The organism is Rothia sp. P6271 (genome assembly GCF_048512995.1).
Lineage (GTDB): Bacteria > Actinomycetota > Actinomycetes > Actinomycetales > Micrococcaceae > Rothia.
Genome location: NZ_JBLXXV010000011.1, coordinates 11,940 through 36,089, shown reverse-complemented (window position 1 = coordinate 36,089; position 24,150 = coordinate 11,940). Strand labels below are relative to the sequence as shown.

Below are 24,150 nucleotides of genomic sequence, written 5' to 3'. Positions count from 1 at the left end.
ATATCTCCTTCAGTGAGAGAAACCCAATAACCGAGTACGAAGAAAAGTCTAAACCTTTACCGTTCCCTCAGTACTGACCCTAACTATTGGGCTAAAGCCAAAGTTCGTGAACTCGTGACGACAAGATCTTCTCCCGTTAGCGGGTGTCTAAGAGAAATCCTCTTGGCAAGTAACTGTAGCGGTAAATTCTGTTCATCAGGAAACTCATGACACACCGTAGGGTAGAGAGTGTCACCAAGAATAGGGGCACCTAAAAGGAGCATATGGGCACGTAACTGGTGAGTTTTACCACTATGAGGTTTCAGGCGATATACCCCATAAAGATTACGCGAGTTAGGGGCTACAAGACGAGGATTATGCTCCAGTCTCAGCTGATGAAGCTGCTCCGTCGAATAGTGAATACTTCGAACTAACTCAACCTCAGAGAGCGCATTAGGCTCAAGTCCTAGACTCAGACACTGCTGTTCAGAATGCTGAATAACTTGAACTTGCTGACGATTTTTAACGATGTGACTACGTACCACCTGCCATGGGGAAGCCGAACCCTCCAACTGAGGAATCAGTGGGGCAACTGCCTCATACTCTTTGACAATGCGGCGGCTCTGAAACAACGTCTGAAAAGGGCCACGGCTCTGGGGAACCTTTGAAAAAACTAAAACACCCGCCGTCGCTCTATCTAAACGATGCACCGGCGAAAGTAACGGATTCTGATGCTGAACTCGCAATTTGGTTAACGCTGTTTGCGCAACAAACATGCCGCGAGGAGTGGTGGGTAAAAAGTGTGGTTTATCTACTACAAGAATCCACTCATCCTCATAAAGAACAGGAATATCATCAGGTAGTTGAGGTTCTTGAGACAGTTCACGGTAATACCAAATTGTTAAACCGCCTTCAAAAGGCGCATCGGCAGGTAAGGGCACTCCGTCCCCAGCGACAACCTCTCTACGGTGAAAGAGACGGTTAACAACCTCTGGCGTATCAGGATAAAAACGGGCAATAAGATACTGCGCAATGGTGGGGGTAGGGGTATCTACCCGTGCACGTAAATCTTCGGGAAACTCGAGGGGGAGTCTGAGCGAGATAGGGTCAATGCCCAGACGCTGAGGCAGCGGTTTAGTAAGAAGACGTCTGCGACTTCGACCAGCCATGAACACCACACTTTGACATATGAGACACACAAAGAAACAAAAAGATAACACCAACGATAACGTAAAGAACCCCAACAACCCCTTTTATGAGAGGAGAAGAAAAGTTTATGCTTAGTAGCAATTAATTCGTTAGTTCAAGAGGATCATCATGACACTAGAGCCCCTCGATACAGAAATTCTTCATAAAATTTTTGTGCAACCGCGCACCGCATACCGGTTCACTCATCAAGAGGTTACTGAAGAACAGCTACGTACAATATATGACCTCACTAAAATGGGTCCGACAGCGTTTAACTCTCAACCTTTGCGCCTGACCTTTTTGAGAAGCACCACTGCCCGAGAACGTCTGCTACCTCATGTAGCGCCGTCAAACCAGCCGCAGATTCAGCAAGCGCCTGTGAGCGCTATCCTCAGTTTTGACACCTGTTGGGTTGACAAATTTGAGCAATTTAACCCGTCGATGGCGCATGCTGCGCAAAAGTTCTCACGAGAAGAATCACGTCTTCATTCTGCTGAACAATCAGCAACACTTTCTGCAGGATATCTCATCACTGCTATTCGTGCGCTCGGATTATCTGCTGGGCCAATGACCGGCGCAAACTTCTCTGCTATCAACCAGGAGTTCTTCCCAGACGGAAAGCAACGTGCCTTTATGATCGTGAACATCGGGTATAGTACGCCAACCCCGTACAAACGAAATCCACGTTTTAGTTTTGAGGAAGTTGCAGAGATTCTTTAACTTTCATCTAGCTGGCAGGAATAGGTGCCAGCTAGATGAATCTTATGAGGAGCTGGCGCCTATCTGCCCAATGCTAAGCTGCGCGACAGAATCATTGGAGCATGCTTCTGCTGGAAATTTCAACACTAACGAGTTTGAAGTTCCAGGGATGTGCACACGATAGCCGGCAGCTGTTGTTGGTTGGCACATTTGTTCGCTATAAAGACCGGCTCGGGTTTCTCTAAGAATTGCTGTTGCAGACTCCTGAGAACGTAAGACCTTACCTGAACTTGTCCATTCTCCAGCTGGTACCGCGCTTGCCCCAATCTGGTGCCCATTTGCATCTACATAGTTCACGCCTGGGTAACCGCTAAGAGAGCACGGAGTTGTGCCGGTGTTGCTGAACGTCAAACTAATATAACGAGAACCGGCAGCACCAGCACCGGGGTTTGCTTGAGCGTCGATACGGATATGCCCATAATCGCAGGTAGGGGTACTTGCTGTAACTGGCGCTGTTGAAGCTGGTGCTGGAACAGCAGGCTCAGGGCGTGCACTCTGGGACGTTGCGTTAGATTCACCGCGGGTAGGTTGAGCAGCTATAGGAGGTTCTGGAGGAACTGTAATAACTGTTCCACGTGGAACAGGAGGCTCACTGTACTCTGTAACCGGTGGCTGTTGAGTTGGGGTGAGAGGGCTTTCTGGCTCTTGTGCAGGTGCTGATGATTGAGTATTCTGTACGTTTTCTTCAGATTTTGCGTCAGATTCACTCGATGATGGAGCAGAAGAAGGGTTTACTGTCGCAGATTCTGCTGTGGGGTTCGGGCCAGCTGCTTTTGGTGGAGCCGTTGGAGCGGAAGCAGAAGAGGTAGAGGCGGGGGAGGAAGTCTCTGCTGAAGGGGTAGGCGCAGAAGAATGATGTTGCGGGCTTTGTGAGCACGCATTGAGTGCGAATAGCCCGATTGCTAAGTAAGGAAGAAATCTTGTGGTGGGGGAACTGAAGATTTTCATATCACATCCCAGGTTTAAGTGTTATCGTTGCGCCGTCCATGCCTTCTGCGTATTCGGCTTGGCAGCATAGTCGAGAGTATTCATTTGCGACGTCATCTACCATGTCAAGAAGGTCTTCTTCTGCTTCGGTGCGTTCACCAGATGCTTCAAAGTGTTCTGGGTCGATGAAGGCGTGGCAGGTTGCGCATGAGGCGTTTCCGCCACAGGTTGCTAGCACGGGGAATTGATTGGCAAGAAGTGCGTCAAGTAGTGTTTGGTCTTCTTCCCACTCTGCTGAGCGGGTTTCTCCGTTTTCGTCGGTGACGTTGATGTTGATGCTCATATGCGATGTACTCCTTGGATGACGTTGGTATGTTTTGGTCTTGTGCTGATGGAACGCTCTTAGATTAACTATTATTCCTATTTATTCTGTGTTGTGCGTAGTAGGTGTGAGAAAATACTCCATAAATATGGTGTGTAGAGCGTTCTTCTCTGTTGTTATGAAGCTGATGATAAAAATAAAACCCGATTCCTAAGAACCGGGTTTATTTTCCGTGGTGCGCCCGAAGGGATTCGAACCCCCAACCTTCTGATCCGTAGTCAGATGCTCTATCCGTTGAGCTACAGGCGCATGTTTCTCGGCTTGGTTCTGAACCCTTGCCGTTGCAACAGGTAATACTTTACAGAGTCTTCTGGTGAAAAGACAAATTAAAAACGAGTGACGCTTATCTCATTGTAGGTAAGTCGGGTGTTGGTGTGGGGTAATGGTCACTTTTTTCTAAAAAACACAGCTTCTGACGAGCGAAAACTATTTTGGTACGGATAAATCCAACATGATTGGAGAAAAACGTGTAATTACACAAGCGCCACAAAACCCAGACGATACTCTTGGTCTATCACGATGAGGTGAGCAACCTTTGGTTGTTTGGCTCCTAAACCTTGCGCGGTACAGTACCGTCTGCACAAAGATTTAGGAGCTTTTGGCGTTTATCGCACAAAAACCAACACAACCAAGGGGCGTTGTTTCAGCACATCGAGGTACTGAAACCATCAACACACTAAAAGGGGAAGCTCCTAATGAGCAACAAACATCAAAACACCGATGAAAACGCTCTCAACACAGCCGTACTAGAACAGCTAGAGAACGCACCAACCACCTACACCGATATCATCGACTGGGTTCGAGATATTGCACAGATGACACAACCTAAAAATATCCACTGGGTTGACGGAAGCGAAGAAGAATACAACCGCTTAGCGTCAGAACTTGTCGAAGCCGGAACTTTCATTCGACTCTCTGACCACGAATTCCCTAACTCTTACGCCGCTTTCTCTGACCCTGACGACGTCGCCCGCGTCGAAGAACGAACCTTCATCTGCTCAGAAACCGAACAAGGAGCAGGAGCCACCAACAACTGGCGCGACCCCGCACAAATGCGCGAACTCATGAGCAAACTATACGCCGGCTCCATGCGCGGACGCACCATGTACGTTATTCCTTTTGTCATGGGTTCACTCGATGCAACCGAACCAAAATACGGTATTGAAATCACCGATTCTGCCTACGTCGTATGCTCCATGCGCATTATGGCCACTATCGGTACAGCAGTCCTCGATAAGCTCTCTGCAACACAAGGGTTCTTCGTCAAAGCACTTCACAGCGTCGGCGCACCCTTAGAGGACGGCCAAACAGACGTGCCGTGGCCATGCAACCCAGAAAAGTACATCGTTCAGTTCCCCGAAACTCGAGAGATCTGGTCCTTTGGCTCTGGCTACGGCGGAAACGCCCTCCTCGGCAAAAAATGCTATGCACTACGTATAGCGTCCGCTATGGGGCGAGACGAAGGATGGATGGCAGAACATATGCTCATCCTCAAAGTCACCAACCCCGAACAGAAAACCCACTATCTGGCTGCAGCCTTCCCATCAGCTTGCGGAAAAACAAACTTTGCAATGATGGAGCCAACCATCGAAGGTTGGAAAGCTGAAATGATTGGCGACGACATCTCATGGATTACCTTCAACGAAGACGGTAAGCCCCACGTCGTCAACCCCGAGGCGGGAATGTTTGGTGTTGCTCCTGGTACTGGTTGGAGCACCAACCCTAATGCAATGCGAGCTATCGCTAAAGGCAACACTATCTTTACCAACGTTGCTCTCACTGACGACAACTCTGTCTGGTGGGAAGGAAAAACTGAAGATGTGCCAGAACACCTCACGGACTGGCGCGGTGAGTCATGGACTCCTGATTGTGGGCGTCCGGCAGCTCACCCGAACTCTCGTTTCTGCACCCCTATTGAACAGGTTGATATGTTGGCACCTGAATTTAGCGAACCTGACGGTGTTCCGTTGAGCGCTATTATTTTTGGTGGACGACGTAAAACAACGGTGCCACTTGTTTCTCAAGCGCGCACATGGGAAGAAGGTGTCTTCCGCGGTGCAACGCTATCATCCGAGACCACTGCTGCGGCAAAAGGTGCAGTAGGTGTGGTGCGTCGTGACCCTATGGCGATGTTGCCTTTTATCGGTTACAACGTCAACGACTACTTCGCTCATTGGCTTGCTCTAGGAGAAAAGCACGGCGAAGAGAACATGCCCAAAATCTACTATGTGAACTGGTTCCGTCGCACACCTGATGGAGGTTTCGCGTGGCCTGGTTTTGGTGAGAACTCTCGCGTTGTTAAATGGATTTTTGACCGTCTTGAAGGAAAAGCTCACGGCGAAGAGACTGCTTTAGGTATTGTGCCGGGTGTAGAAGATATCGACACCGATGGTCTGGATATTACAGAAGACCAAATGCGTGCGGCGTTGGCTGTTAATCCCGAAGAATGCCGTGAAGAACTCGAAAGTATCGATCAATGGCTTGAAAGCTTAGGGGAAGGTCTTCCCGATGCGATTAAAGCTCAGCGTCGTGCTTTCGCTGAGCGCATTGGAAAGTAATATCAGCAATATATGAGCGTCATATCAGAAACGGCAGTGATGTGTTCATACACATTACTGCCGTTTTTGATGTTTTAAGGGACGCAGTGCAATATAATTACCTAATTGACACTAATTACTATTAGTATCTTTATTTGGGGAAAGTATTCTAGGAATCTCATAAGAGATTCTTGATACTTTACATAAAGTATTGTCGCCGCATTATTTCTTTCGGAGGGTAAGCAACGGTGGAGAACCTGCTCAGCGTTAGAGGATTAACTAAGAAGCATGATCACCTTCTCGCATTGAAGGGCGCCGATTTTGACGTCGCCAGAGGTGAGGTTCTAGGCTTACTCGGTGAGAACGGCGCTGGAAAATCAACGTTAATATCTATTCTTGGTGGCTGGGACGTTGCCAGCTCTGGCACTATGATACTCGCCGGAGAGCCTTATAACCCTAAAACCCCAGATGAAGCGCTTGCTTGTGGTGTTGGGTCTATCCGCCAGAAATTCAAAGTTGATCCTGAACTAACTGTTGCTCAAGCTATTTTCCGTGCGACATTCCACGCCGATAAATCTGAAGAAGAACAGAACGAGCGTGCCCAAAAACTTCTTGATGACGCTGGTCTATCTATTGACCCCACCACAAAGATGGGTGAACTGGTTCGCGCTGAACAAGCTCTCATTGAGGTTGTTCGTATGGAAGCAGAAGAAACTCAGCTGGTGCTCATGGATGAGGTAGCAGCAACCTTTAACGACTACGAAATCTATCAGTTCCACGAGATTACTCGTCGTCTCGTAGCAGAGGGACGTTCCGTCATTTACATTACGCATCGTCTTGACGAGATTCGTTCATTGGCTGATCGCGCCGTCATTTTAGATAATGGAATTATCTCTCACGAGATTTCCCCTAATATGATGAGCTCTCAAGAGATTGCCTTTAAGATGTTCCATCGTGAAATTCCTATGGGGCAGCGCCCCGAAGAATTCTCTGGTGAGCATGAGAAACTTCAGGTCGAAGGACTATGTGGCGCAGACGGTTTCTTGAAAGATGTGACATTCTCCGTTAATAAGGGAGAGGTTCTTGGTCTGACAGGTCTTCGTCGTTCTGGTATTAACGAGGTAGCAGCAGCTCTCGTCGGTGTTGATCAAAAAGCTACTTTTAAGACGCTAAAAATCAACGGTGAAGATGTTACTTTGGGAAGCCCCGAAGCCTCTGTTTCGTATGGTATTGGTTATCTTTCCGACGATGACGATGAGCTTGGTATCGCCAATGAGCGTTCTATCGCAAAGACTCTCATGGAATCTGCGGGAATTGAAAGTAATGCAGAGGGCTTCTTACATGAGGTTTCTGCTCTTCGTGAGGTTGCTGACCAAATCCAGAAGCTTCATATCAAGACCACTAACATTCAAAGTGAAGTCGGTAAACTTTCTGGCGGTGATCAACAGAAGGTTGCGCTCGCTCGGTGGATGACTACTGACTGTGAGATTCTGATTCTTAACCACCCCACTCGTGGCATTGATGTGAGCGCTAAATCTGAAATTTACAAGATGCTTAAGGAACTCACAGAAAAAGGTACCTCGATTATTCTGATTGGTTCGGATATGTCTGAATTGATTGAGCTGTGCAACCGTATCGCTGTGATGCACGACGGCAAGCTGGTGTCTATTCAGAGTAATGAAGAAGCTACTGAAGATACGTTGATGGAAGCTGCTATTGGCGACGACGAGCTTTAAATAATATTTGGGGTCTACCTTTCAAAGGTAGACCCCAAATATTATTTAAAGAATAAGGGTGTATCGTTTCGTGTGACGAGACGATACACCCTTATTTCGTACCTCTAGAAACGAAGAAGTTTAGAGGGAAATGCGTGAAGCAATGCTGTTGAGCTTGTGGCGCGCAAGTGCCAAGTTAGCGGTGTTGCGGTCAAGTACGAGGTAAACGAAAAGACCTGAAGTCTCAGAAGCGTTGAGTACGTTCACGAGGTGGTACTGGCTAGAGAGGGTAATCATAATGTCTTCAATGTTTCCGCCAAGGCCAAGGTCGGTCATGGTCTTGAGCTTTGCGCGAACTACGTTAGAGTTACCTGCTGCAGCAACGGTCAAATCAAAACCGGGAGCACCGCCAGAAGCGAGAGCCATACCAGAAGAAATATCAACAAGTGCTGCACCGGAAGCGCCCTCGATGGAGAGGAGTTCCTGAATTGAGGATTCTAGAGAGGACATTGAAATCCCTTTCTTAGTTTCGAGTGAAAAAAGTCTATTGCGTTGTTGCCGAAGATCCTTGATGTATCGGGCATACCCGCCACACGAGGTTCGTGCAAGTAGATTCACTGAGGAATCTTAAAATGCAAATGCTTTATACATATTACCCCTTGCACAACAAATTAGGGGACACGGCGGGAGTGTCGTTAGCTGAGATAGGAAAACTTTTGACATAAAAAAGGACATTTTTTGGGTTTTATCAGGGTAATAAACACTTCTGTGCCTGAGTGTCAGGGAGTTTTATTCGGGTTTTTCTCTTCTAACAGATACAGTTTTATTGTTGTCTTTTGTGCAAAGTCTATGGGAGGTGAGCGTATGCGACTTACAGCGTTTTCAGATGTTTCTTTACGCATCATGATGCTACTTTCTGGCGCTGAGGGGCATCAGCTCTCTACTCAGGCTATTGCTGAAGGGGTAGGAACTCCTTATCACCATGTGACAAAATCAGTTGCTTTCTTAGCTCATCAGGGTTGGGTGCTTTCAAGTCGAGGGCGCGCAGGGGGTGTGAAACTCTCTGAAGAAGGTCGGAAAGTGACGATTGGGCAGTTGTTGCGGCATACTGAGCGCGATAGCCCGATTGTTGAATGTGAAGGTGCAAAAAGTTCTTGTCTGCTCAATACTGAGTGTGATGTACGTGTTCATTTGGCGCGTGCTCGTCAGGCGTTTTATGAGGTGTTGGACCCTGTTGTTATCTCTTCGTTGCCGACGCAGAAGCAATTGCAACCGGTTTTTATTCAACTAGGATTATCGCCTTCTGGTAAGGGGTAATAGCCTTTTTGCTGTGCTATGGCAGGTTGTCTCTTGATTGAGATGACCTGCTTTTTGTTTCCCAATACGTAATTCTTGCATGAAATATGCTAATTTAATAACGGGTTTATACACAACCTGTCACTAAGGAGACATCACATGCTTTCAGAAAAGTCACGCCCCATCATCGAGGCAACACTGGCAGTCGTCGCAGAACGAATGCCACATATCACCCCAGAGTTCTACCGCCGAATGTTTGCCGCACGACCAGACCTCATGGACGGAATGTTCTCACGTTCCTCCCAACTCGAAGGAACCCAACCCCAAGCACTCGCCGGTTCCGTCGTCATCTTCGCAGACTACATCTTCAAAAACCCCGACAAATACCCCGACGAAGTCCTCTCACGTGTTGCCCACAAACACGCATCCCTCGGACTCCAAGCCGTCGAATACACCACCGTCTACAAATACCTCTTTGAAGCCATCGCCGCAGACCTCGGAGACGCCTGCACCCCAGAAGTAGCCGAAGCCTGGAGCGAAGTATACTGGCTCATGGGCAACGCCCTCATCAACATCGAAAAAGGCCTCTACGCTTCCCAAGCAAATGATGTTATGCACGCCCCCTTCCGCCTCATCAAACGCGTAGAAACCGGCGATAACGTCGTCGACATGACCTTTGAAGCAGCTAACGACGTCCCCCTCACCCCAGCAAAAGCAGGACAATACGTCAGCCTCATCGCAAAAGCTGAAGACGGCCTCAACCAAGCCCGACAATACACCCTGCTACCAGCCGGAGAAAACCAGCGCCGCATTGCCAGCAAACTTGACCCCAACGGTGAAATGACAAAAATTCACCACGCACTCAAAGTCGGCGACATCATCCAGCTCTCCAACCCCTACGGCGACATCACCCTCGGCGGGTTTGGCGACGACGGAAACAGCCCCCTCTACCTCTTCTCCGCAGGTATCGGCATCACCCCTATGATCGCTTTCCTCGACGAAATGGTACGCGAAAACTCCACCCGTGAAGTCGTCCTCGTACATAGCGACCGCACCCCCGAAAGCTGGCCACTACGTGAAGAAGCAGAAAAACTCGTCTCTTCACTGCAGAACGGAAAAATTGTGCGATTCTTTGAAGACTCCCACGACGGAGAACATCAAGGGCGACTAGATATCACCCAACTCGATATCGACCCCAACGCCATGGCATACCTATGCGGGCCTCTTCCCTTCATGAAGAACGCAAGAAGCCAACTCATTGACGCAGGTATCCCCGGTGTTCGTATCCAATACGAAATTTTTGGTCCTGACCAGTGGATGCTTCGCGACACCGCCCGCGCAGCACAACACTAATTCTCTTCCCCTCAATAAAAGAAGCTGCCCTGACGTCCTAAAACGTCAGGGCAGCTTCTTCACTTTAACGTGAACAGAAAAACGACTTAGCCGGCACGTACAATGCTAAGAATCTGATCACGAACACGTTCCATCGTCTGCTGATCCGGAGCTTCCAAATTCAAGCGTAAGAACGGCTCCGTATTAGACGGGCGAAGATTAGCCCACCATCCTTCAGAACGGTGCTCAAAAGTGGTACCGTCCATGGTCGATACCTCCACAGCGTCGCCCAACGCTTCAACCACACGAGCAATGGTGGCGTCTTTATCAGCAACTTCAGAGTTAATCTCGCCAGAAGCCACATATGGAGAATACTCAGCAGCAATCTGAGAAAGAGAATTCTCTGAAGAACCAAGAACAGCCAAAACATGCATTGCCGCAAGCATGCCAGTATCAGCATTGAAAAAGTCCTTGAAATAATAGTGAGCAGAATGCTCACCACCAAAGACACCATTTTCTTCAGCCATAACAGCCTTAATGAAAGAATGACCCACACGAGTCTTTACGGCGCGAGCGCCCTTCTTCTCCACAAGTTCAGGTACAGCCTTAGACGTAATGAGGTTATAGATAATAACGGGCTCTTCAACGCCTTCAGCTTGCGCACGAGCAATTTCTCGTTCGGCAACAATAGCGGTAATGGCGGAAGGAGAAACCGGTTCACCCTTTTCATCGACGACGAAGCAACGGTCTGCGTCACCGTCAAAAGCTAGACCAATATCAGCACCATGCTCTACAACAGCTTTTTGTAAATCAACGAGGTTTGCTGGTTCTAGCGGGTTAGCTGGGTGATTCGGAAAAGTTCCATCAAGCTCAAAATAGAGTGGAACAATTTCGAGAGGTAGACCAGGAAGAATAGAGTCGCCAAGAACTGCTGGGGTGGTCATTCCACCCATACCGTTACCGGCATCGACAACAACTTTAAGAGGGCGAATATTCGACAGGTCAACGAGATTACGCAGATATTCCGAGTAGTCTTTGAGGACGTCTTTTTCGCTGACAGAGCCAACATTCTCTACCGAAGGAATAGACCCTTCATTGAGGTAGTCTTGGGCACGGTCACGAACATCAAAAAGTCCGGTTTCAGAAGAAATAGGTACGGCACCAGCTTTAGACATCTTCATGCCGTTATATTCCGCTGGATTATGGCTTGCAGTGAAGGTCACGCCAGCAGCATTTTCTACACCACACGCGAAATACAGCTCATCAGTAGAAATAAGGCCAATCTTGATGACGTTTGCCCCACGAGCAGTAGCACCTTCAGCGAACGCTTCGGTGAAGCTCTCGCCAGATGGGCGCATGTCGCTACCTACGAGGACGTTCTGACCAGAAAGTTCTAAAACATCAACGAATGCAGCTGCCGTAGCACGGACAGTTTCTTCAGTAATAGTTTCCCCAACGATGCCGCGAACATCGTACGCTTTAAAGGATGCGGTTAGATCAATTGTATTCACGGGGTTATTCTAACTGTTTCTCACAGTAATACCGGACTATTTTCCTAGGGTATGGCTATAAACACTGAAAAATACTTCTGGCTGATGAAACAATCCCGAGAGTATAGATAAGGATATGATGGACGCTATGGGTGAACTAATACGTTTAGAAAACACAATACAAAATTATGCTTGGGGTTCTTTGACCGCCTTAGCAAAAATGCGAGGAGAAGAAACTCCCTCAACACAACCAGAAGCAGAACTTTGGGTTGGTGCACATGATGCTGCCCCTTCATACGCGTTAATTGGTGAAGACCGCATAGCTCTCAATCAGCTCATCGAACAGAACCCTCAACACTTCTTACCTTCGAATTATGAGGGCACAACTTTTCCATTTCTTTTCAAGATTCTTGCTATTGACGCCCCTCTTTCTATTCAAGTCCACCCAACGCCTGAACAAGCGCTCGCCGGCTATCACGCCGAAAATGAGCAAAATATTCCTGTAGATGCTCCACACCGAAACTATAAAGATGAGCATTCCAAACCGGAGACTGTTATTGCTCTATCTGATATGACGATTCTGACCGGTGTACGTCCTGTTGAAGAGCTACAACATATTGCGCAGGTATTTGACCTTCAGTGGCTTCTACCTCTACTAACAGCACCTAACGATAAAGAATTTCTTGCCGCTATTTTGCGTATGGATACAGCTGACGCGAAGCGTCACCTAGAGGTGACGCTATCTCATACTGCTCAATGGTTAGAACAGAACCCTACTGTTGTAGAGGGTGTCCTTTACGATGTTGCACAGTTGATGCAACTTCTTCAGCAGAAGCACCCTGCCGATATTGGGGCGCTGGTTGCGATGGTGATGAATCTTTTGCACTTGCACCCTGGCGATTCTGCGTATACTCCAGACGGGCAAGTTCATGCGTACGTATCAGGTACAGCGATTGAACTGATGAACCCCTCCGATAACGTCATGAGAGCAGGGCTCACCCCCAAACATATTGATGTTGAAGAGCTCATCCGTATTCTTGCGGTACAACAGGATGCGCCGGTGGTTCAGCGTGCTCAACCTGATGATGACGCTCTTGGGGTGTTTAGCATGTGGGATCCACGATTGAGCGTAACACGCGTTAAACTTTCTCAAGGTCAGAGCGTTTCTTATACCTTTAAAGGTGCTGCTGCAGTGATTGGCACAAGCGGAGAACTGACGATAAGCACCCCTAATGTTCAGCTCACTCTCGGTGCTACAGAATCACTGTTACATGCTGGCAGCGATACCCCCACCACTATGAGCGGTGTTGGCGAAGCCTACATCGCCGCGTACATATAGACTCAGCTACTGAGCCAAAAGAAAGACCCCCATGAATATCATTTTGACTGTTACCGGACACGACCATCAAGGAATTGTGGCAGCTGTTGCCGCAGAATTGGCAAAGAATCAGGTAAATATTCTCAATATTTCGCAGACTCTCATGGACGATTATTTCACCATGATTTTGCACGGACGTTTCGATGACGAGACTCAAAGTATCCAAGAACTACAAGAGGCTATGCGCAGTGTAGAAGAGGAACAGCGTCTGAAAATTCGTATTCAATCTGAAGCTATTTTCGACGCAATGCACACCCTCTAGGAGTCTGTGATGGTTTTTGATCGTAACGCTAATATCCTCGAAACTCTGCAAATGATTGAGGAGGATAAGCTTGATATTCGTACGGTAACGATGGGTATTTCTCTGCTGGACTGTGCTGATGCACAGGCCGAGGTTGCCTGCCAAAAGATTTACCAAAAAATTACTCAACGCGCACAAAACCTTGTTGAAGTTGTTGAGGGCATTGAAGCCGAACTGGGTATTCCCATCATCAATAAACGTATTTCTGTTACCCCTATTTCTTTAGTTGCCGGTGCTAGCGAGGCAACAGAGTATGTGGAGTACGCGAAAGCTTTAGACGCTGCAGCGAAAGCCACTGGGGTAGATTTTATCGGTGGTTTCAGCGCCCTTGTCGATAAAGGTATGACTCCTGCAGATAGCCGTTTGCTTGAGAGTATCCCACGGGCGCTTAACGAAACGGACGTTGTGTGCGCGTCGGTTAATATTGGGTCTTCTCGAGCCGGCATTAATATGAGCGCTGTCGCTAAGATGGGTGAAGTTATTCGTCAAACGGCAGAAGGCTCAGCTCATAAACATGGTTTTGCGTGCTCTAAACTTGTGGTTTTTGCGAATGCCGTATCTGATAATCCTTTTATGGCGGGTGCATTCCACGGTGTACAAGAAGCTGACACCGTTATTTCTGTAGGAGTTTCTGGACCCGGCGTGGTTAAACGTGCTCTTGAACGAGTCCGCGGCGAATCTTTTGATGCATGCGCAGAAGCAGTGAAGAAAGCGGCCTTTAAAATTACTCGTGTTGGGCAGCTCGTCGGAAACCTCGCCGCAGAACGTCTAGGCGTTCAGTTCGGCATCGTTGATTTATCTCTTGCCCCTACCGCCGAGGTGGGAGATTCTGTGGCACATATCCTTGAGGAAATGGGCCTAGAGAGCGTTGGTACACACGGCACAATTGCTGCTTTAGCGCTAGTCAATGATGCTGTGAAAAAAGGTGGCATGATGGCCTGCTCTCATGTTGGTGGGTTATCTGGATCTTTCATCCCAGTATCAGAAGATATTGGCATGATTGAAGCAGCTGCCGCACAGAAAATTACTCTTGATAAGCTCGAAGCAATGACAGCCATTTGTTCTGTCGGGTTAGACATGGTCGCTATTCCCGGTGATACGTCAGCATCTACGATTGCTGCCATGATTGCTGATGAAGCTGCAATAGGCGTCATGAATCATAAGACAACTGCGGTGCGTGTTATTCCTGCTATTGGTCTTGAGGTCGGGCAGATGGTGGAGTTTGGTGGGCTTCTAGGGCGGGCTCCTGTGATGCCTATTCACGCTGAATCTTCTGAACTATTTGCGGCTCGCGGTGGAAGAATTCCTTCTCCTGTTCACGGTTTTAGGAACTAATATGTGTTGAGCGGTTTGCTCATTTTCCCCATATTTAAAGCGGTGGCGTTCTCTTAAAAGATGAGAGAACGCCACCGCTTCATACTGCTTGTGAAGAGTTATATATCTTCTTAGTTGAGGTAGAAGATTTTGTCCTTATTCTCAGCCATGTGCTGTGCGTTCCAGTCTGCACCGCCGTCAAGGTTTGCAGCGAGGAATACTGGTGCGCTGATACCTTGTGCCACAAGATTCTCGATAATACCTGCAGATAGTGAATGCAAGATTGCGGTGGAGGTGACTCCAGATGCAGGGGTGAACTTCTGAGGCACGCCCTCTAGGCTCAGCACTGCGTCTCCTGCATCTACTTGGTTGTCGATGAGGATATCTGCATGGTCTTTGAGTTTGGTTCCGTCGGGTACACGTGAGGTGACCGCTTCGGTGTATTTAGAGGAGGTGAGTCCTACGACGAAAATGCCGCGAGCGCGTGCTTCACGTGCGAGCTCTACGGGGAGTGCGTTGCGTCCGGAGACGGAGACTACGATGAGGACGTCTCCTTCTTTGAGTGGTGCATTGTTGAGCACTACTTCAGCGTATCCGGGCATCTGTTCCATCTGCGACCCGAGGGTGGTTGGGCGTGTGGTGAGTGCTTCAACACCGGGTGCGTAGAGTGGGTTGATGAGCATGAGTCCGCCGGCACGGTAGACGATGTCTTGTACGGGAAGGCTGGAGTGTGAAGCGCCGAAAGCGAAGATGCGTGCGCCTTGTGCTACGCGTTCTGCGATAGCTTGTGCGGCTTTGTCGATGGTGGGGACTTCTTCTTCACGAATTTTTTCGAGAAGTGAGATGATTTGTTGGTAGTAGCTATCCAGTAGCTGTGACATGATGACCATCCTTTACGATGTATGAGTCGAATGGGGGGGGTATGTGATGTGGATTGGGGGAGTGTTCTTAGGCGAGGATGCCGAGAAGTTGTCCAATCCAGTGGATGATGATGCCCGGTACAATGGCGTCAGGAACAGTGAAGCCTAGTCCTGATGCGCCGAGGGCGGGTAGGTCGCCGAAGGCGTTGATGTGGTAGGCGAAGGAGATGAGAATCCAGCCGAGGAATCCCCAGAGGAAGCCTCCTAGCCATGCTGCGGTTCGTCCGCCGGTAGAGTTTGCGAAGATTGCTGCGGTACCGGATGCGAAGAATGCAACGATCATGGAGGGGATTGGTACTGGCCAACCTAGTGCAACGCAGATAACCATGCCGGTGATTTGGCCGATGAGACCTGAGATGAGGCCGATGAGTAGTGCGTTGGGGGCGAAGGCGAAGAGTACAGGAACGTCCAGCGCGGGGATGGCGTTGGGGATAACTTTTTGGGAGATACCTTCGAATGCGGGAACGATTTCGCCGATGAGCATGCGGACACCGTAGAGGAGGATGAGCATACCTGCGGTGAATTGCATGGCCATCATGAAGGAGAAGATGACCCAGCTTTGTCCGTCGGAGATGCCGCCGTCTGCTACGGGTGCTTCGAAGGCGCTTACTCCTGCGGAGCTGACTGCTGCTAGTGCTGAGCCGAGTGAGACAATCATCATGACGATGGAGGTGGATACTGCAACGTCGCGGAAGAATGAGAGTTTCTCGGGGAGTTTGATGTCTTCGGTGGATTTTTCTTTGTTTCCTACGACCATGCCGAGGTATCCGGCGAGGACGTTGAGGAGGGTTTGTCCGTGTGCGAAGCCGACGTCATTTCCGCCGGTGATACGACGGACGAAGGGTTGTGCGATGGCGGGGGCGAACGTCATGTATGCGCCGTCGATGAGGGAGGCGATGATGACGGTCCATACGGGGCCTAGTCCGAGTTGGTAGATGGCGATGGTGAATGCGCCGGCGTGTACCCAGATCATATGTCCGGTGAGGTAGACGTAGTGCCATGGGGTGAATCGTGCGAGGAGTAGGTGCACGATGTAGCCGAAGAGCATGGTGAGACCAATTTGTGAGCCGAGGGCTGCTACTGGTCCGGTTTGTACTGCTGAGACGACGGCTTCGTCGAAGGTGACGAATGTGGTGATGTTGCTGGCGGGGAACGCCATTTCGAACATCTTTTGGATGGGTGCTAGGCCTTGGATGAGGACTGTTGCACCGCCGGCGATGATAAGTAGTGATAGTGCTGTTTTGATGGTGCCGGTGATGACTTCATCGGCTGCTTTTTTCTGTGCGACTAACCCAATGAACGCAATGAATCCGACGATGATTGCGGGGATTTGGATGAGTTGTACGAAAAAGTCAAGGAGAGAGTTCATTGCTTCTACCTCAAGCTATATGGGGAATGGGGAGTGGTGTGGCTAGTTGCCTGCGGTGAAGTCGTTTACTGCGGCGAGTACTTTGGTTTTGACTTCATTTTTGTCGATGAGGTTGTCGATGAGTACGACGATTGCTTTGGTTCCTTCAACATTTTTTGCCATTCCGGTGGTGGTGACGACGATGTCTGAGGGTTGTGATTTGAAGGAGCCAAGGTCGATGGCTTGTACTTTTGCGTCGATGTTTTCTGCGTTGAGGAGGGTGCGGATTTGGCTTGCGAGCATCATAGAGGTTCCGAGTCCCATGCCGCATACGGTTGCAATTGAAATCATGATGATTATTACCTTTTCTTTGTGTTGTTTTATTGGGTGAAAACTTCCATCAGTTGAACGTCGCTGCTCGCCTGACGGGCTTTTTCGATGAGTTCTTGTTGTCCGAGGACGTCTGCTAGTTCTTGGATTTTTTCCATGTGTCCGTCGGTGCTTTCGGATGCGAAAGAAATGAGGAAGTCGACGGGGTCGTTGTTTTTGCTGCCGAATTTTACGGGGGTAGCTAGTGTGACGACTGCTGTTCCTGCTTTGAGGACTCCGCTGGTTGCTTTTGCGTGGGGCATGGCAATGCCGGGGATGAAGACCATATATGGTCCGAAGTCTTCGACACCTTTGATCATTGCTTCGGTATATTCTTTGGTCGCTATTCCGGCTTCTTCGTAGAGTTCACCAACGATGCTGATGGCTTCTCTCCAGTCTTTTGCTGTGCGTTGGGCTGAAACAACGTCTGGTACGAAGGTCATTGAGACCACCTCATCTTTCTCAACTGTTACACAAGCCATCATAATGATTGAAAATGACTGATGTAAAGCAAGTTGAGTGAAGTTTTCGCAAAATAATCAAAATTAGTCACTTTGTTAAATAAAGTGATTTCTGACTTTTAGTAACGTGCTTTTCATGTTAAATGCCGATTTTCTAGGGTAATCTTCTTGGTTTCTAGGGTTTTTGGTGGAGTATTGGCGAGTAAATGTGACTGATTGAAAATTATTCTTGTAGACACCAAAAGAATCATATGTAATCATAATTGTGAAAACTTTTGATTAATTGGGTGATGGATTTTGAGAAAAACCCCAACACCAAACACAGAAAGGCCACAACTATGACAACCCCCGGCGCCCACATGAAAGAAGAACTCCTCAGCCAACCACAAACCTGGGCACAAGCACTCGAACTAGACACCTCAGCACTACCCCAAGACGGCACAAAAGTCGCAGCCGTAGGATGCGGAACATCCTGGTTCATGGCACAAAGCTACGCCGCACTACGCGAAAACGAAGGACACGGAATCACCGACGCCTTCACCGCAACCGAAGTACCCACCGAACGCGACTACGACGAATACCTCATCATCTGCCGCTCCGGAACCACCAGCGAAATCATCACCTTCATGGAATCCGTCAAAGGGAAAAAACCCATCACCGTACTTGTCGGAGTCGCAGACTCACCCGTAGCAGAACTAGCAGACCGCGTCATAGACCTCGGCTTCGCCGACGAACAATCCGTCGTACAAACCCGCTTCGCCACCACCGCACTCATGCTCCTCCGCTCCTCCATCCACAGCCGCGACATCTGCCAAAACGCCATCAAAGACTGCGAACGAGCACTATCCGAACCACTAGATCCAGAACTCATCAACGCAGAACAATACTCATTCCTCGGTACCGGCTGGACAGCACCCATCGCCACCGAAGCGGCACTAAAAATGCGTGAATCCTCGCAAAAATGGACAGAATCCTACAACTCCATGGAATACCGACACGGCCCCATCGCTATCGCCTCAAAAGGTCGTATCACCTGGCAATTCGGACCAGCACCAGCAGGCCTTCGCGAACAAGTAGAAGCCACCGGTGCACGCTTCGAAAACCAAGACCTAGACCCCATGGCAGACCTTGCACGCCAACACCTCGTAGCACTCGAAACAGCCCTAGCCAACGAGCTAGACCCCGACCAGCCACGCAACCTCACACGCTCAGTCATCCTCAACTAAGCACAAACTGAAGGTAGAGGTAAAAGCCATGAACACATCAGCCGTTGTCGCTATCACGCTCAACCCCGCACTAGACATCACCATCACCATCGAGCACCTCAGCGCAGAATCAACACTACGCATTCCCGCTGCTCAACGTCGCCTCGGAGGTAAAGGACTCAACGTCGCCAACGTCGCCGCCGAACAAGGCTATACGGCTGTGGCTCTAGGGCCCATCTGTCAAGAATCTCTCCAAGAGCTTCACCAACGACAAGCTGAGCAACGCAACACAACGTACCCCCTCAACGACGGTGTGCACACGGCTTTTACCCCTACCCCCACACCTTTACGTAGCACCTACGCAATACACCAAAAACACGACTCCTCCACCACCATCATCAACGAAAACGGTGCAGAACACCCAAGCCACGTGTATGAAGGAATCCTCAATACCCTAGAAGACACCCTCAAACACTACGAGCACTGTGCCGTAACGCTCTCTGGCTCTTTCCCACCAGCAGCACCCACCACACTCATCAGCGACATCAGCACGCTCTGCCAACGCTACGGCAGCACTTTCATCGTAGACACCTCAGGGCAACACCTCCTCGACGCAGCACAAGCACACGCCGACTACCTCAAACCCAACTACTCTGAACTTCTCGAAGCCACCCAATCAGACGAACTCTTCACCGCTGTCAAAAAACTTCAAAACCTCGGCGCTCAAAACATCATCGTCTCTTGCGCAGAAGACGGGCTGTACTTCATCAACCACCATCAGGCATACCGTGCCAAACTCGCCCAACCACTGCAAGGTAACCCCACCGGCGCCGGAGACGCACTCGTCGCAGCACTCGCTACCGGACTTATCGACAAACTTCCCACCGAAGAACTCCTCCGCCGAGCAATCTGCTGGTCTGCCTCAGCGCTCACACAACCTATCGCCGGAGCTATTGGCACCGAATGGGAATCCCTCAACACCAACATCCTGATGGAAAAAATCCGCTAACCCAAACCTTTATCCCCTGAACACAACCACTGAACACAACCACGACAGGAAAGAAAACCATGCCACAAATCAACACCATCGACCTCGTACGCGCCGCCGACCAAAACCGCAGAGGAATCGGAGCCTTCAACGTCGTCCACCTAGAAACAGCAGAAGCCATCGCACAAGCTGCCGAAACAACAGGCTTACCCGTTATCATGCAACTAAGCCATAACTGCATCAACTTCCACGGCAACCTCACCCCACTGGGGCAAGCCATGATCGACATCGCACAACTCTCCACCGCAAACATCGCAGTACACCTAGACCACTGCGAATCAGTAGACTTAGCCTGCCAAGCTATCGACCTCGGTTTTAACTCCGTCATGTACGACGGCTCCACCCTACCGTATGAAGAAAACCTCGCCGCCACGGTCAAAGTTGTAGAGTACGCCCACCGCAACGGCGCCAGCGTAGAAGCCGAACTTGGAGAAATCGGAGGCAAAAAAGGTGCCCACACCCCTGGTGTACGCACCGACCCCACCGAAGCACACGAGTTTGTACAAGCCACAGGGGTAGACACCCTAGCTGTTGCCGTCGGTAGCGAACACGCCATGACCGAACGCACCGCACGACTAGACCACGAACTCATCACACAATTACGTGAATCTGCTGGTGTCCCACTCGTCCTTCACGGATCTTCTGGTGTCAGCGATGAACAGATTCTCCAAGGAATCCGCTCCGGTATGACTAAAATCAATGTATCAACACACCTTAACAGTTTCTTTACTGAAGCTATTGCACAATACCTTCACCAAAACCCAACAGTTGTGGACTCCCGCAAATACTTGGGTGCTGCACGAGAAGCGTTAAGCGCAGAAGCCGCCCGACTATTGAGCGTCTTCGCCGGTTAAAGTGCGTTGAGAATAACCTCAAATAACTAGCTCATAGTGAATGGAACACGACCGACGATGCGCAGCCAACGACATGCCGAAATACTGGAACTCCTCAACGAACGCCAGTGCCTTAGCGTCAACGAAATTATTGACGCCCTAGACATCTCAGCTGCAACAGCCCGACGAGACCTCGACTACCTCGCCGGCGAAGGTCTTCTGCAACGAACCCGTGGCGGAGCACAAAGTAACCAAAACGTCCTCGCCAGCCCTATGAGCCGTAGAGACTCTTCTCACCTACCACAAAAAACCGCTATCGCACGTGCTGCTATCGAGCATCTACAACCTGGCATGATTATTGGCTTTACAGGAGGTAGCACCGTCGGAGAAGTCGCCCGCGAACTATCACAATGGGTCTACCAACACCAAGATGTTGAACTTACCCCCGCTCAACCTCTTCTGACCGTTGTCACCAACGCCGTAGACATCGCTTATGCGCTCGCCGAGAACTCGCGTATCAAAATTGTTCTCATCGGTGGTGAAGTCAACAGCTACTCCTACGAAATTACAGGGCCTTTTGCGACCGACATGCTCAAAAACATCTCCCTCGATTTGGCATTTATCGGTGTAAACGGTTTTGACCAAAATGGGCCGGGAACAGTGAACGAATATGAGGCCATGGTGAACTCTGCGATGGCAACACGTGCAGAAAAAACTTTTATTGTCGCTGATTCTTCAAAGTTTGGAAAACGCTCATTCTCTAGTGTGGGCGGAGTCGAAAATATCTCAGAAGTGATTACCGACTCTCAGCTGCGACCAGAACTTGCTGAGGAAGTTCAAAACCTCGGCTATAACCTCAAAATTGTTGATTTATAACATCCTAAAGGTGTGAATATATACCATGTCTTCTCTTCTGATTCATTCAGCAACCGTCTACGACGGAACCATCGGCGGCGTTTATCCCGATAGTGCAGTTCTCGTTGAGGACGGAAAAATCATCGATATTCTGAGCACCTCTGAATGGAAGACAAAACAAACCCCTGATACCCGTATTGTTGATGCACAGGGCGCGCCCGTCGTTCCCGGATATCTTGATATACATCATCATGGCGGGGGAGGGCATGCCTATGATGAGGCAAATCTTGATACTGCACGTGTTGCACTCAACGCCCACCGTCAGCATGGAACAACCCGAAGCGTCTTATCGTTCGTGACGAACTCGATAGAACATATGGCAGGCGCTCTGAGCACTTTTCAACAGCTACTCAAAGACGATTCGCAGGTTCTTGGATTCCACGCCGAAGGGCCGTTTCTTCACCCACAACATAAGGGTGCTCACCCCGAAAAACTGCTCAAAGACCCATTAGCTGAAGACGTCGAGAGACTGCTTGAAGCTTCAGACGGACACCTCCGACAGATTACTTTAGCCCCTGAACGTCATGGTGCTTTATCTGCAATACAACGTTTTACTAGTGCTGGAACAGCTGTAGCTGTTGGCCATACAAACGCCACCTATGAGCAAGCTCAGCAGGCTTTTGCTGCAGGCGCTTCACTACTGACCCACACGTTTAATGGGATGAACGGTATTCACCATCGTGCCCCCGGTCCGGTGATCGCCGCTTTAGAAGAACAATCTGTGTCTCTAGAAGTTATTAATGACGGTATTCATGTCCACCCATCAGTAGTGCATACTCTTTTCCGTGAGGCTCCAGAACGTATTGTCTTGGTAACTGATGCGATGTCAGCTGCTTGTAACCCCGACGGCTTGTATATTTTGGGTACTTTAGATGTCAAAGTCGAGAATGGTGTTGCTCGTTTAGTACATGGGGATTCTCTTGCTGGCTCCACTTTGACGATGGACTACGCCGTGCAGCACGCTGTACGTTCTGTTGGTGTGGGATTGGACGTTGCGGTTGCTTCGGCAACGTCTCATGCTGCTCATGCTATTGGTTTGGGGCGAAGCTATGGGCGAATTGCTCCAGGGTATTCGGGAGATATCCTGATTTTGGATGAGCAGACGTTACTTCCAAACCATATTTATGTAGATGGCGTCCCTCAACGATAGTATGTTTGCGTATTTCACCGATGTTTAGCGAACTTCATCGCTGGTAGGTTTGGTAGAAGTCATCGAGATAGTAGCAATTTCTCGTGCTCCTTGACCGAACGTGAAACTGCATATTGTTGAGGTGATAAAAATGATGCCAGCTAAAACCATTGCCCATTGAGGACCTAACCTATCCGATAACGGGCCAACGAGTGAATTTCCGATGAGCATTCCGCCGGTCATGACAACTGTCATAAGAGAAAACAATCGCCCTTGAAACTCTTCTGGTGCAGATTGAACAAATACTAAGTTGCCAACAACTTCTTCTGGGCCATACGCAAGACCCCATATGAACCATAAGATGCAAAACATCAGAAATTGGGGTTCAAAGCCCATCAGCATATTGGTGAGTCCGTATATTGTTCCAGATGCTAGAAGCCAGGACCGTGCTCCTCCTCGGAACTTCATTTTGCCAGCGATTATAGAACTAGAAATCGTTGCTACACCATAGCAAGCTGACGCAATCCCAAACTCAAAACTGGTTAGCCCTAAATTTTCGCTCACGTATGGAACTGCAGAAAGAACACCAATAGGAACTGCTGTCATTGAGAAGAACCAGAAAATATACAGGGTCTTTAATGCTGGGATATTTCTGGCTATCTCAATGCCCGCTTTGACCATGTCGATATTCTTTTGGCCTTGATGTTTTTTGGCCCGATTTTTATAGTCTGTATCAAAATTTTTGATGGTGTATATGAGCAAAGCATATACACCATAGAGAATGCCACAGATGACAAGTGTGTGCGAAGCGCCGATAAAACCTACTAGAGCGCCACCCATTACGGGGCTAACTGATTGCATGAAGAATGAGACACCAGCTCTTTTTCCGATAAAGTCTTGATAGTTCTCTCCAAAGATAAGAGGCAGGCTAGAGTACATCGCGGGTCGTTCTAATGCACCTACGCTAGAAGAAATAAAAGAGATAACCATCATCGCAAAAATACCGGCAGAAGCCCATGTCAGAGGCAATGTTATTAATAGAATAGATTGCAGAATGTTAGAGTAAGCAATGATTTTTTGCCTGTTGAGCTTCTCAACTTGTGGAGAGCCTAGTATTCCTACAAGAATTGCAGGAATAGCACCAGAGACTGCAACTAGAGACGCCGATGAGAGCCTTCCTGTTGCTGTATACACCAGAAACGGAGATGCTATTGTTCTTATTCCCTCAGACGCTTCTGAAAGCATGAGAGCAGATAAAATTCTATACTCTAAAAATTTAGAAGATTTACATATAACGGCCATTGGTCTTCACTCGAGGCTTCTC

The 24,150-nt window shown here is 49.0% G+C and carries 23 protein-coding genes and 1 tRNA gene; 13 read left to right on the top strand and 11 right to left on the bottom strand.

The features are described from left to right. Nucleotides 1-83: 83 nt before the first annotated feature. Entirely contained in the window at nt 84-1,148 is a 1,065-nt protein-coding gene (locus ACN08X_RS07765; protein ID WP_419108402.1) for a pseudouridine synthase, read from the bottom strand. Nucleotides 1,149-1,296: 148 nt separating this feature from the next. Here ACN08X_RS07765 and ACN08X_RS07760 point away from each other — a divergent pair, with 148 nt between their 5' ends. Continuing rightward, nucleotides 1,297-1,887, top strand: coding sequence for a malonic semialdehyde reductase (locus ACN08X_RS07760; RefSeq protein WP_419108401.1), 591 nt, complete (start codon nt 1,297-1,299; stop codon nt 1,885-1,887). A 42-nt stretch (nt 1,888-1,929) separates the two neighbouring features. Here ACN08X_RS07760 and ACN08X_RS07755 read toward each other — a convergent pair whose 3' ends face one another. The 3 genes from ACN08X_RS07755 to ACN08X_RS07745 form a co-directional block, all read right to left on the bottom strand. Beyond that, complete coding sequence (locus ACN08X_RS07755; RefSeq protein ID WP_419108400.1) at nt 1,930-2,874, bottom strand: DUF4232 domain-containing protein; 945 nt, start codon at nt 2,872-2,874, stop codon at nt 1,930-1,932. A gap of 1 nt (nt 2,875) precedes the next feature. Then, on the bottom strand, nt 2,876-3,196 hold the full coding sequence (locus tag ACN08X_RS07750; RefSeq protein ID WP_419102365.1) for a 2Fe-2S iron-sulfur cluster-binding protein: 321 nt from the start codon (nt 3,194-3,196) through the stop codon (nt 2,876-2,878). 212 nt (nt 3,197-3,408) lie between these two features. Beyond that, nucleotides 3,409-3,484, bottom strand: a tRNA-Arg gene (locus ACN08X_RS07745). Nucleotides 3,485-3,930: 446 nt separating this feature from the next. Here ACN08X_RS07745 and ACN08X_RS07740 point away from each other — a divergent pair. Together ACN08X_RS07740 and ACN08X_RS07735 are read left to right on the top strand one after the other, a co-directional pair. Continuing rightward, the gene (locus tag ACN08X_RS07740; RefSeq protein WP_419108399.1) at nt 3,931-5,793 is read left to right on the top strand and encodes a phosphoenolpyruvate carboxykinase (GTP); all 1,863 of its coding nucleotides are present in this window, start codon (nt 3,931-3,933) and stop codon (nt 5,791-5,793) included. Nucleotides 5,794-6,020: 227 nt separating this feature from the next. Next, on the top strand, nt 6,021-7,508 hold the full coding sequence (locus tag ACN08X_RS07735; protein ID WP_419108398.1) for a sugar ABC transporter ATP-binding protein: 1,488 nt from the start codon (nt 6,021-6,023) through the stop codon (nt 7,506-7,508). A 120-nt stretch (nt 7,509-7,628) separates the two neighbouring features. Here the strand turns inward: ACN08X_RS07735 and ACN08X_RS07730 are convergent, their stop codons facing one another. Further along, the gene (locus ACN08X_RS07730; RefSeq protein ID WP_419102368.1) at nt 7,629-7,997 is read right to left on the bottom strand and encodes a hypothetical protein; all 369 of its coding nucleotides are present in this window, start codon (nt 7,995-7,997) and stop codon (nt 7,629-7,631) included. 354 nt (nt 7,998-8,351) lie between these two features. On the opposite strand from ACN08X_RS07730, the gene ACN08X_RS07725 reads away from it, so the two are divergent. Together ACN08X_RS07725 and ACN08X_RS07720 are read left to right on the top strand one after the other, a co-directional pair. After that, nucleotides 8,352-8,804: an RrF2 family transcriptional regulator gene (locus ACN08X_RS07725; protein WP_419108397.1), complete on the top strand. Its 453-nt coding sequence runs from the start codon at nt 8,352-8,354 to the stop codon at nt 8,802-8,804. A gap of 138 nt (nt 8,805-8,942) precedes the next feature. Then, nucleotides 8,943-10,136 carry a globin domain-containing protein gene (locus ACN08X_RS07720; RefSeq protein ID WP_419102370.1) on the top strand — a complete coding sequence of 398 codons (1,194 nt, stop codon included), beginning with the start codon at nt 8,943-8,945 and terminating at the stop codon, nt 10,134-10,136. Between the two features lie 86 nt (nt 10,137-10,222). Here the strand turns inward: ACN08X_RS07720 and ACN08X_RS07715 are convergent, their stop codons facing one another. Next, the gene (locus ACN08X_RS07715; RefSeq protein WP_419102371.1) at nt 10,223-11,626 is read right to left on the bottom strand and encodes a phosphomannomutase/phosphoglucomutase; all 1,404 of its coding nucleotides are present in this window, start codon (nt 11,624-11,626) and stop codon (nt 10,223-10,225) included. Between the two features lie 115 nt (nt 11,627-11,741). On the opposite strand from ACN08X_RS07715, the gene manA reads away from it, so the two are divergent. The 3 genes from manA to ACN08X_RS07700 are packed head-to-tail and all read left to right on the top strand — an operon-like array spanning nt 11,742 to nt 14,619. Next, a complete protein-coding gene (manA, locus tag ACN08X_RS07710; protein ID WP_419108396.1) occupies nt 11,742-12,944 on the top strand; it encodes a mannose-6-phosphate isomerase, class I in 1,203 nt (400 codons plus the stop codon). Between the two features lie 31 nt (nt 12,945-12,975). Continuing rightward, nucleotides 12,976-13,245, top strand: coding sequence for an ACT domain-containing protein (locus tag ACN08X_RS07705; RefSeq protein WP_419102373.1), 270 nt, complete (start codon nt 12,976-12,978; stop codon nt 13,243-13,245). Between the two features lie 9 nt (nt 13,246-13,254). Continuing rightward, the gene (locus ACN08X_RS07700; RefSeq protein ID WP_419102374.1) at nt 13,255-14,619 is read left to right on the top strand and encodes a PFL family protein; all 1,365 of its coding nucleotides are present in this window, start codon (nt 13,255-13,257) and stop codon (nt 14,617-14,619) included. A gap of 110 nt (nt 14,620-14,729) precedes the next feature. On the opposite strand, the gene ACN08X_RS07695 is transcribed toward ACN08X_RS07700, so the two are convergent. From ACN08X_RS07695 to ACN08X_RS07680, 4 genes are all read right to left on the bottom strand, one after another. Continuing rightward, nucleotides 14,730-15,479: a sugar isomerase domain-containing protein gene (locus ACN08X_RS07695; RefSeq protein ID WP_419107442.1), complete on the bottom strand. Its 750-nt coding sequence runs from the start codon at nt 15,477-15,479 to the stop codon at nt 14,730-14,732. 67 nt (nt 15,480-15,546) lie between these two features. Then, nucleotides 15,547-16,887 (bottom strand): PTS ascorbate transporter subunit IIC, encoded by a 1,341-nt coding sequence (locus tag ACN08X_RS07690; RefSeq protein WP_419102376.1) that lies wholly within the window; start codon nt 16,885-16,887, stop codon nt 15,547-15,549. A 42-nt stretch (nt 16,888-16,929) separates the two neighbouring features. Then, nucleotides 16,930-17,217, bottom strand: a complete 288-nt coding sequence (locus ACN08X_RS07685; protein ID WP_419103799.1) for a PTS sugar transporter subunit IIB — start codon at nt 17,215-17,217, stop codon at nt 16,930-16,932. A 29-nt stretch (nt 17,218-17,246) separates the two neighbouring features. Then, nucleotides 17,247-17,678, bottom strand: a complete 432-nt coding sequence (locus ACN08X_RS07680) for a PTS sugar transporter subunit IIA (protein ID WP_419107441.1) — start codon at nt 17,676-17,678, stop codon at nt 17,247-17,249. A 356-nt stretch (nt 17,679-18,034) separates the two neighbouring features. On the opposite strand from ACN08X_RS07680, the gene ACN08X_RS07675 reads away from it, so the two are divergent. The 5 genes from ACN08X_RS07675 to nagA are packed head-to-tail and all read left to right on the top strand — an operon-like array spanning nt 18,035 to nt 22,847. After that, nucleotides 18,035-18,922 (top strand): SIS domain-containing protein, encoded by an 888-nt coding sequence (locus tag ACN08X_RS07675; protein ID WP_419108395.1) that lies wholly within the window; start codon nt 18,035-18,037, stop codon nt 18,920-18,922. 28 nt (nt 18,923-18,950) lie between these two features. Then, on the top strand, nt 18,951-19,910 hold the full coding sequence (locus ACN08X_RS07670) for a 1-phosphofructokinase family hexose kinase (protein ID WP_419108394.1): 960 nt from the start codon (nt 18,951-18,953) through the stop codon (nt 19,908-19,910). 59 nt (nt 19,911-19,969) lie between these two features. Continuing rightward, on the top strand, nt 19,970-20,803 hold the full coding sequence (locus tag ACN08X_RS07665; protein ID WP_419108393.1) for a class II fructose-bisphosphate aldolase: 834 nt from the start codon (nt 19,970-19,972) through the stop codon (nt 20,801-20,803). 57 nt (nt 20,804-20,860) lie between these two features. Continuing rightward, nucleotides 20,861-21,658, top strand: a complete 798-nt coding sequence (locus ACN08X_RS07660; RefSeq protein ID WP_419108392.1) for a DeoR/GlpR family DNA-binding transcription regulator — start codon at nt 20,861-20,863, stop codon at nt 21,656-21,658. 25 nt (nt 21,659-21,683) lie between these two features. Then, the gene (gene nagA, locus ACN08X_RS07655) at nt 21,684-22,847 is read left to right on the top strand and encodes an N-acetylglucosamine-6-phosphate deacetylase (RefSeq protein ID WP_419108391.1); all 1,164 of its coding nucleotides are present in this window, start codon (nt 21,684-21,686) and stop codon (nt 22,845-22,847) included. 24 nt (nt 22,848-22,871) lie between these two features. Here the strand turns inward: nagA and ACN08X_RS07650 are convergent, their stop codons facing one another. After that, nucleotides 22,872-24,071, bottom strand: a complete 1,200-nt coding sequence (locus ACN08X_RS07650; RefSeq protein ID WP_419108390.1) for an MFS transporter — start codon at nt 24,069-24,071, stop codon at nt 22,872-22,874. Nucleotides 24,072-24,150 lie beyond the last annotated feature (79 nt).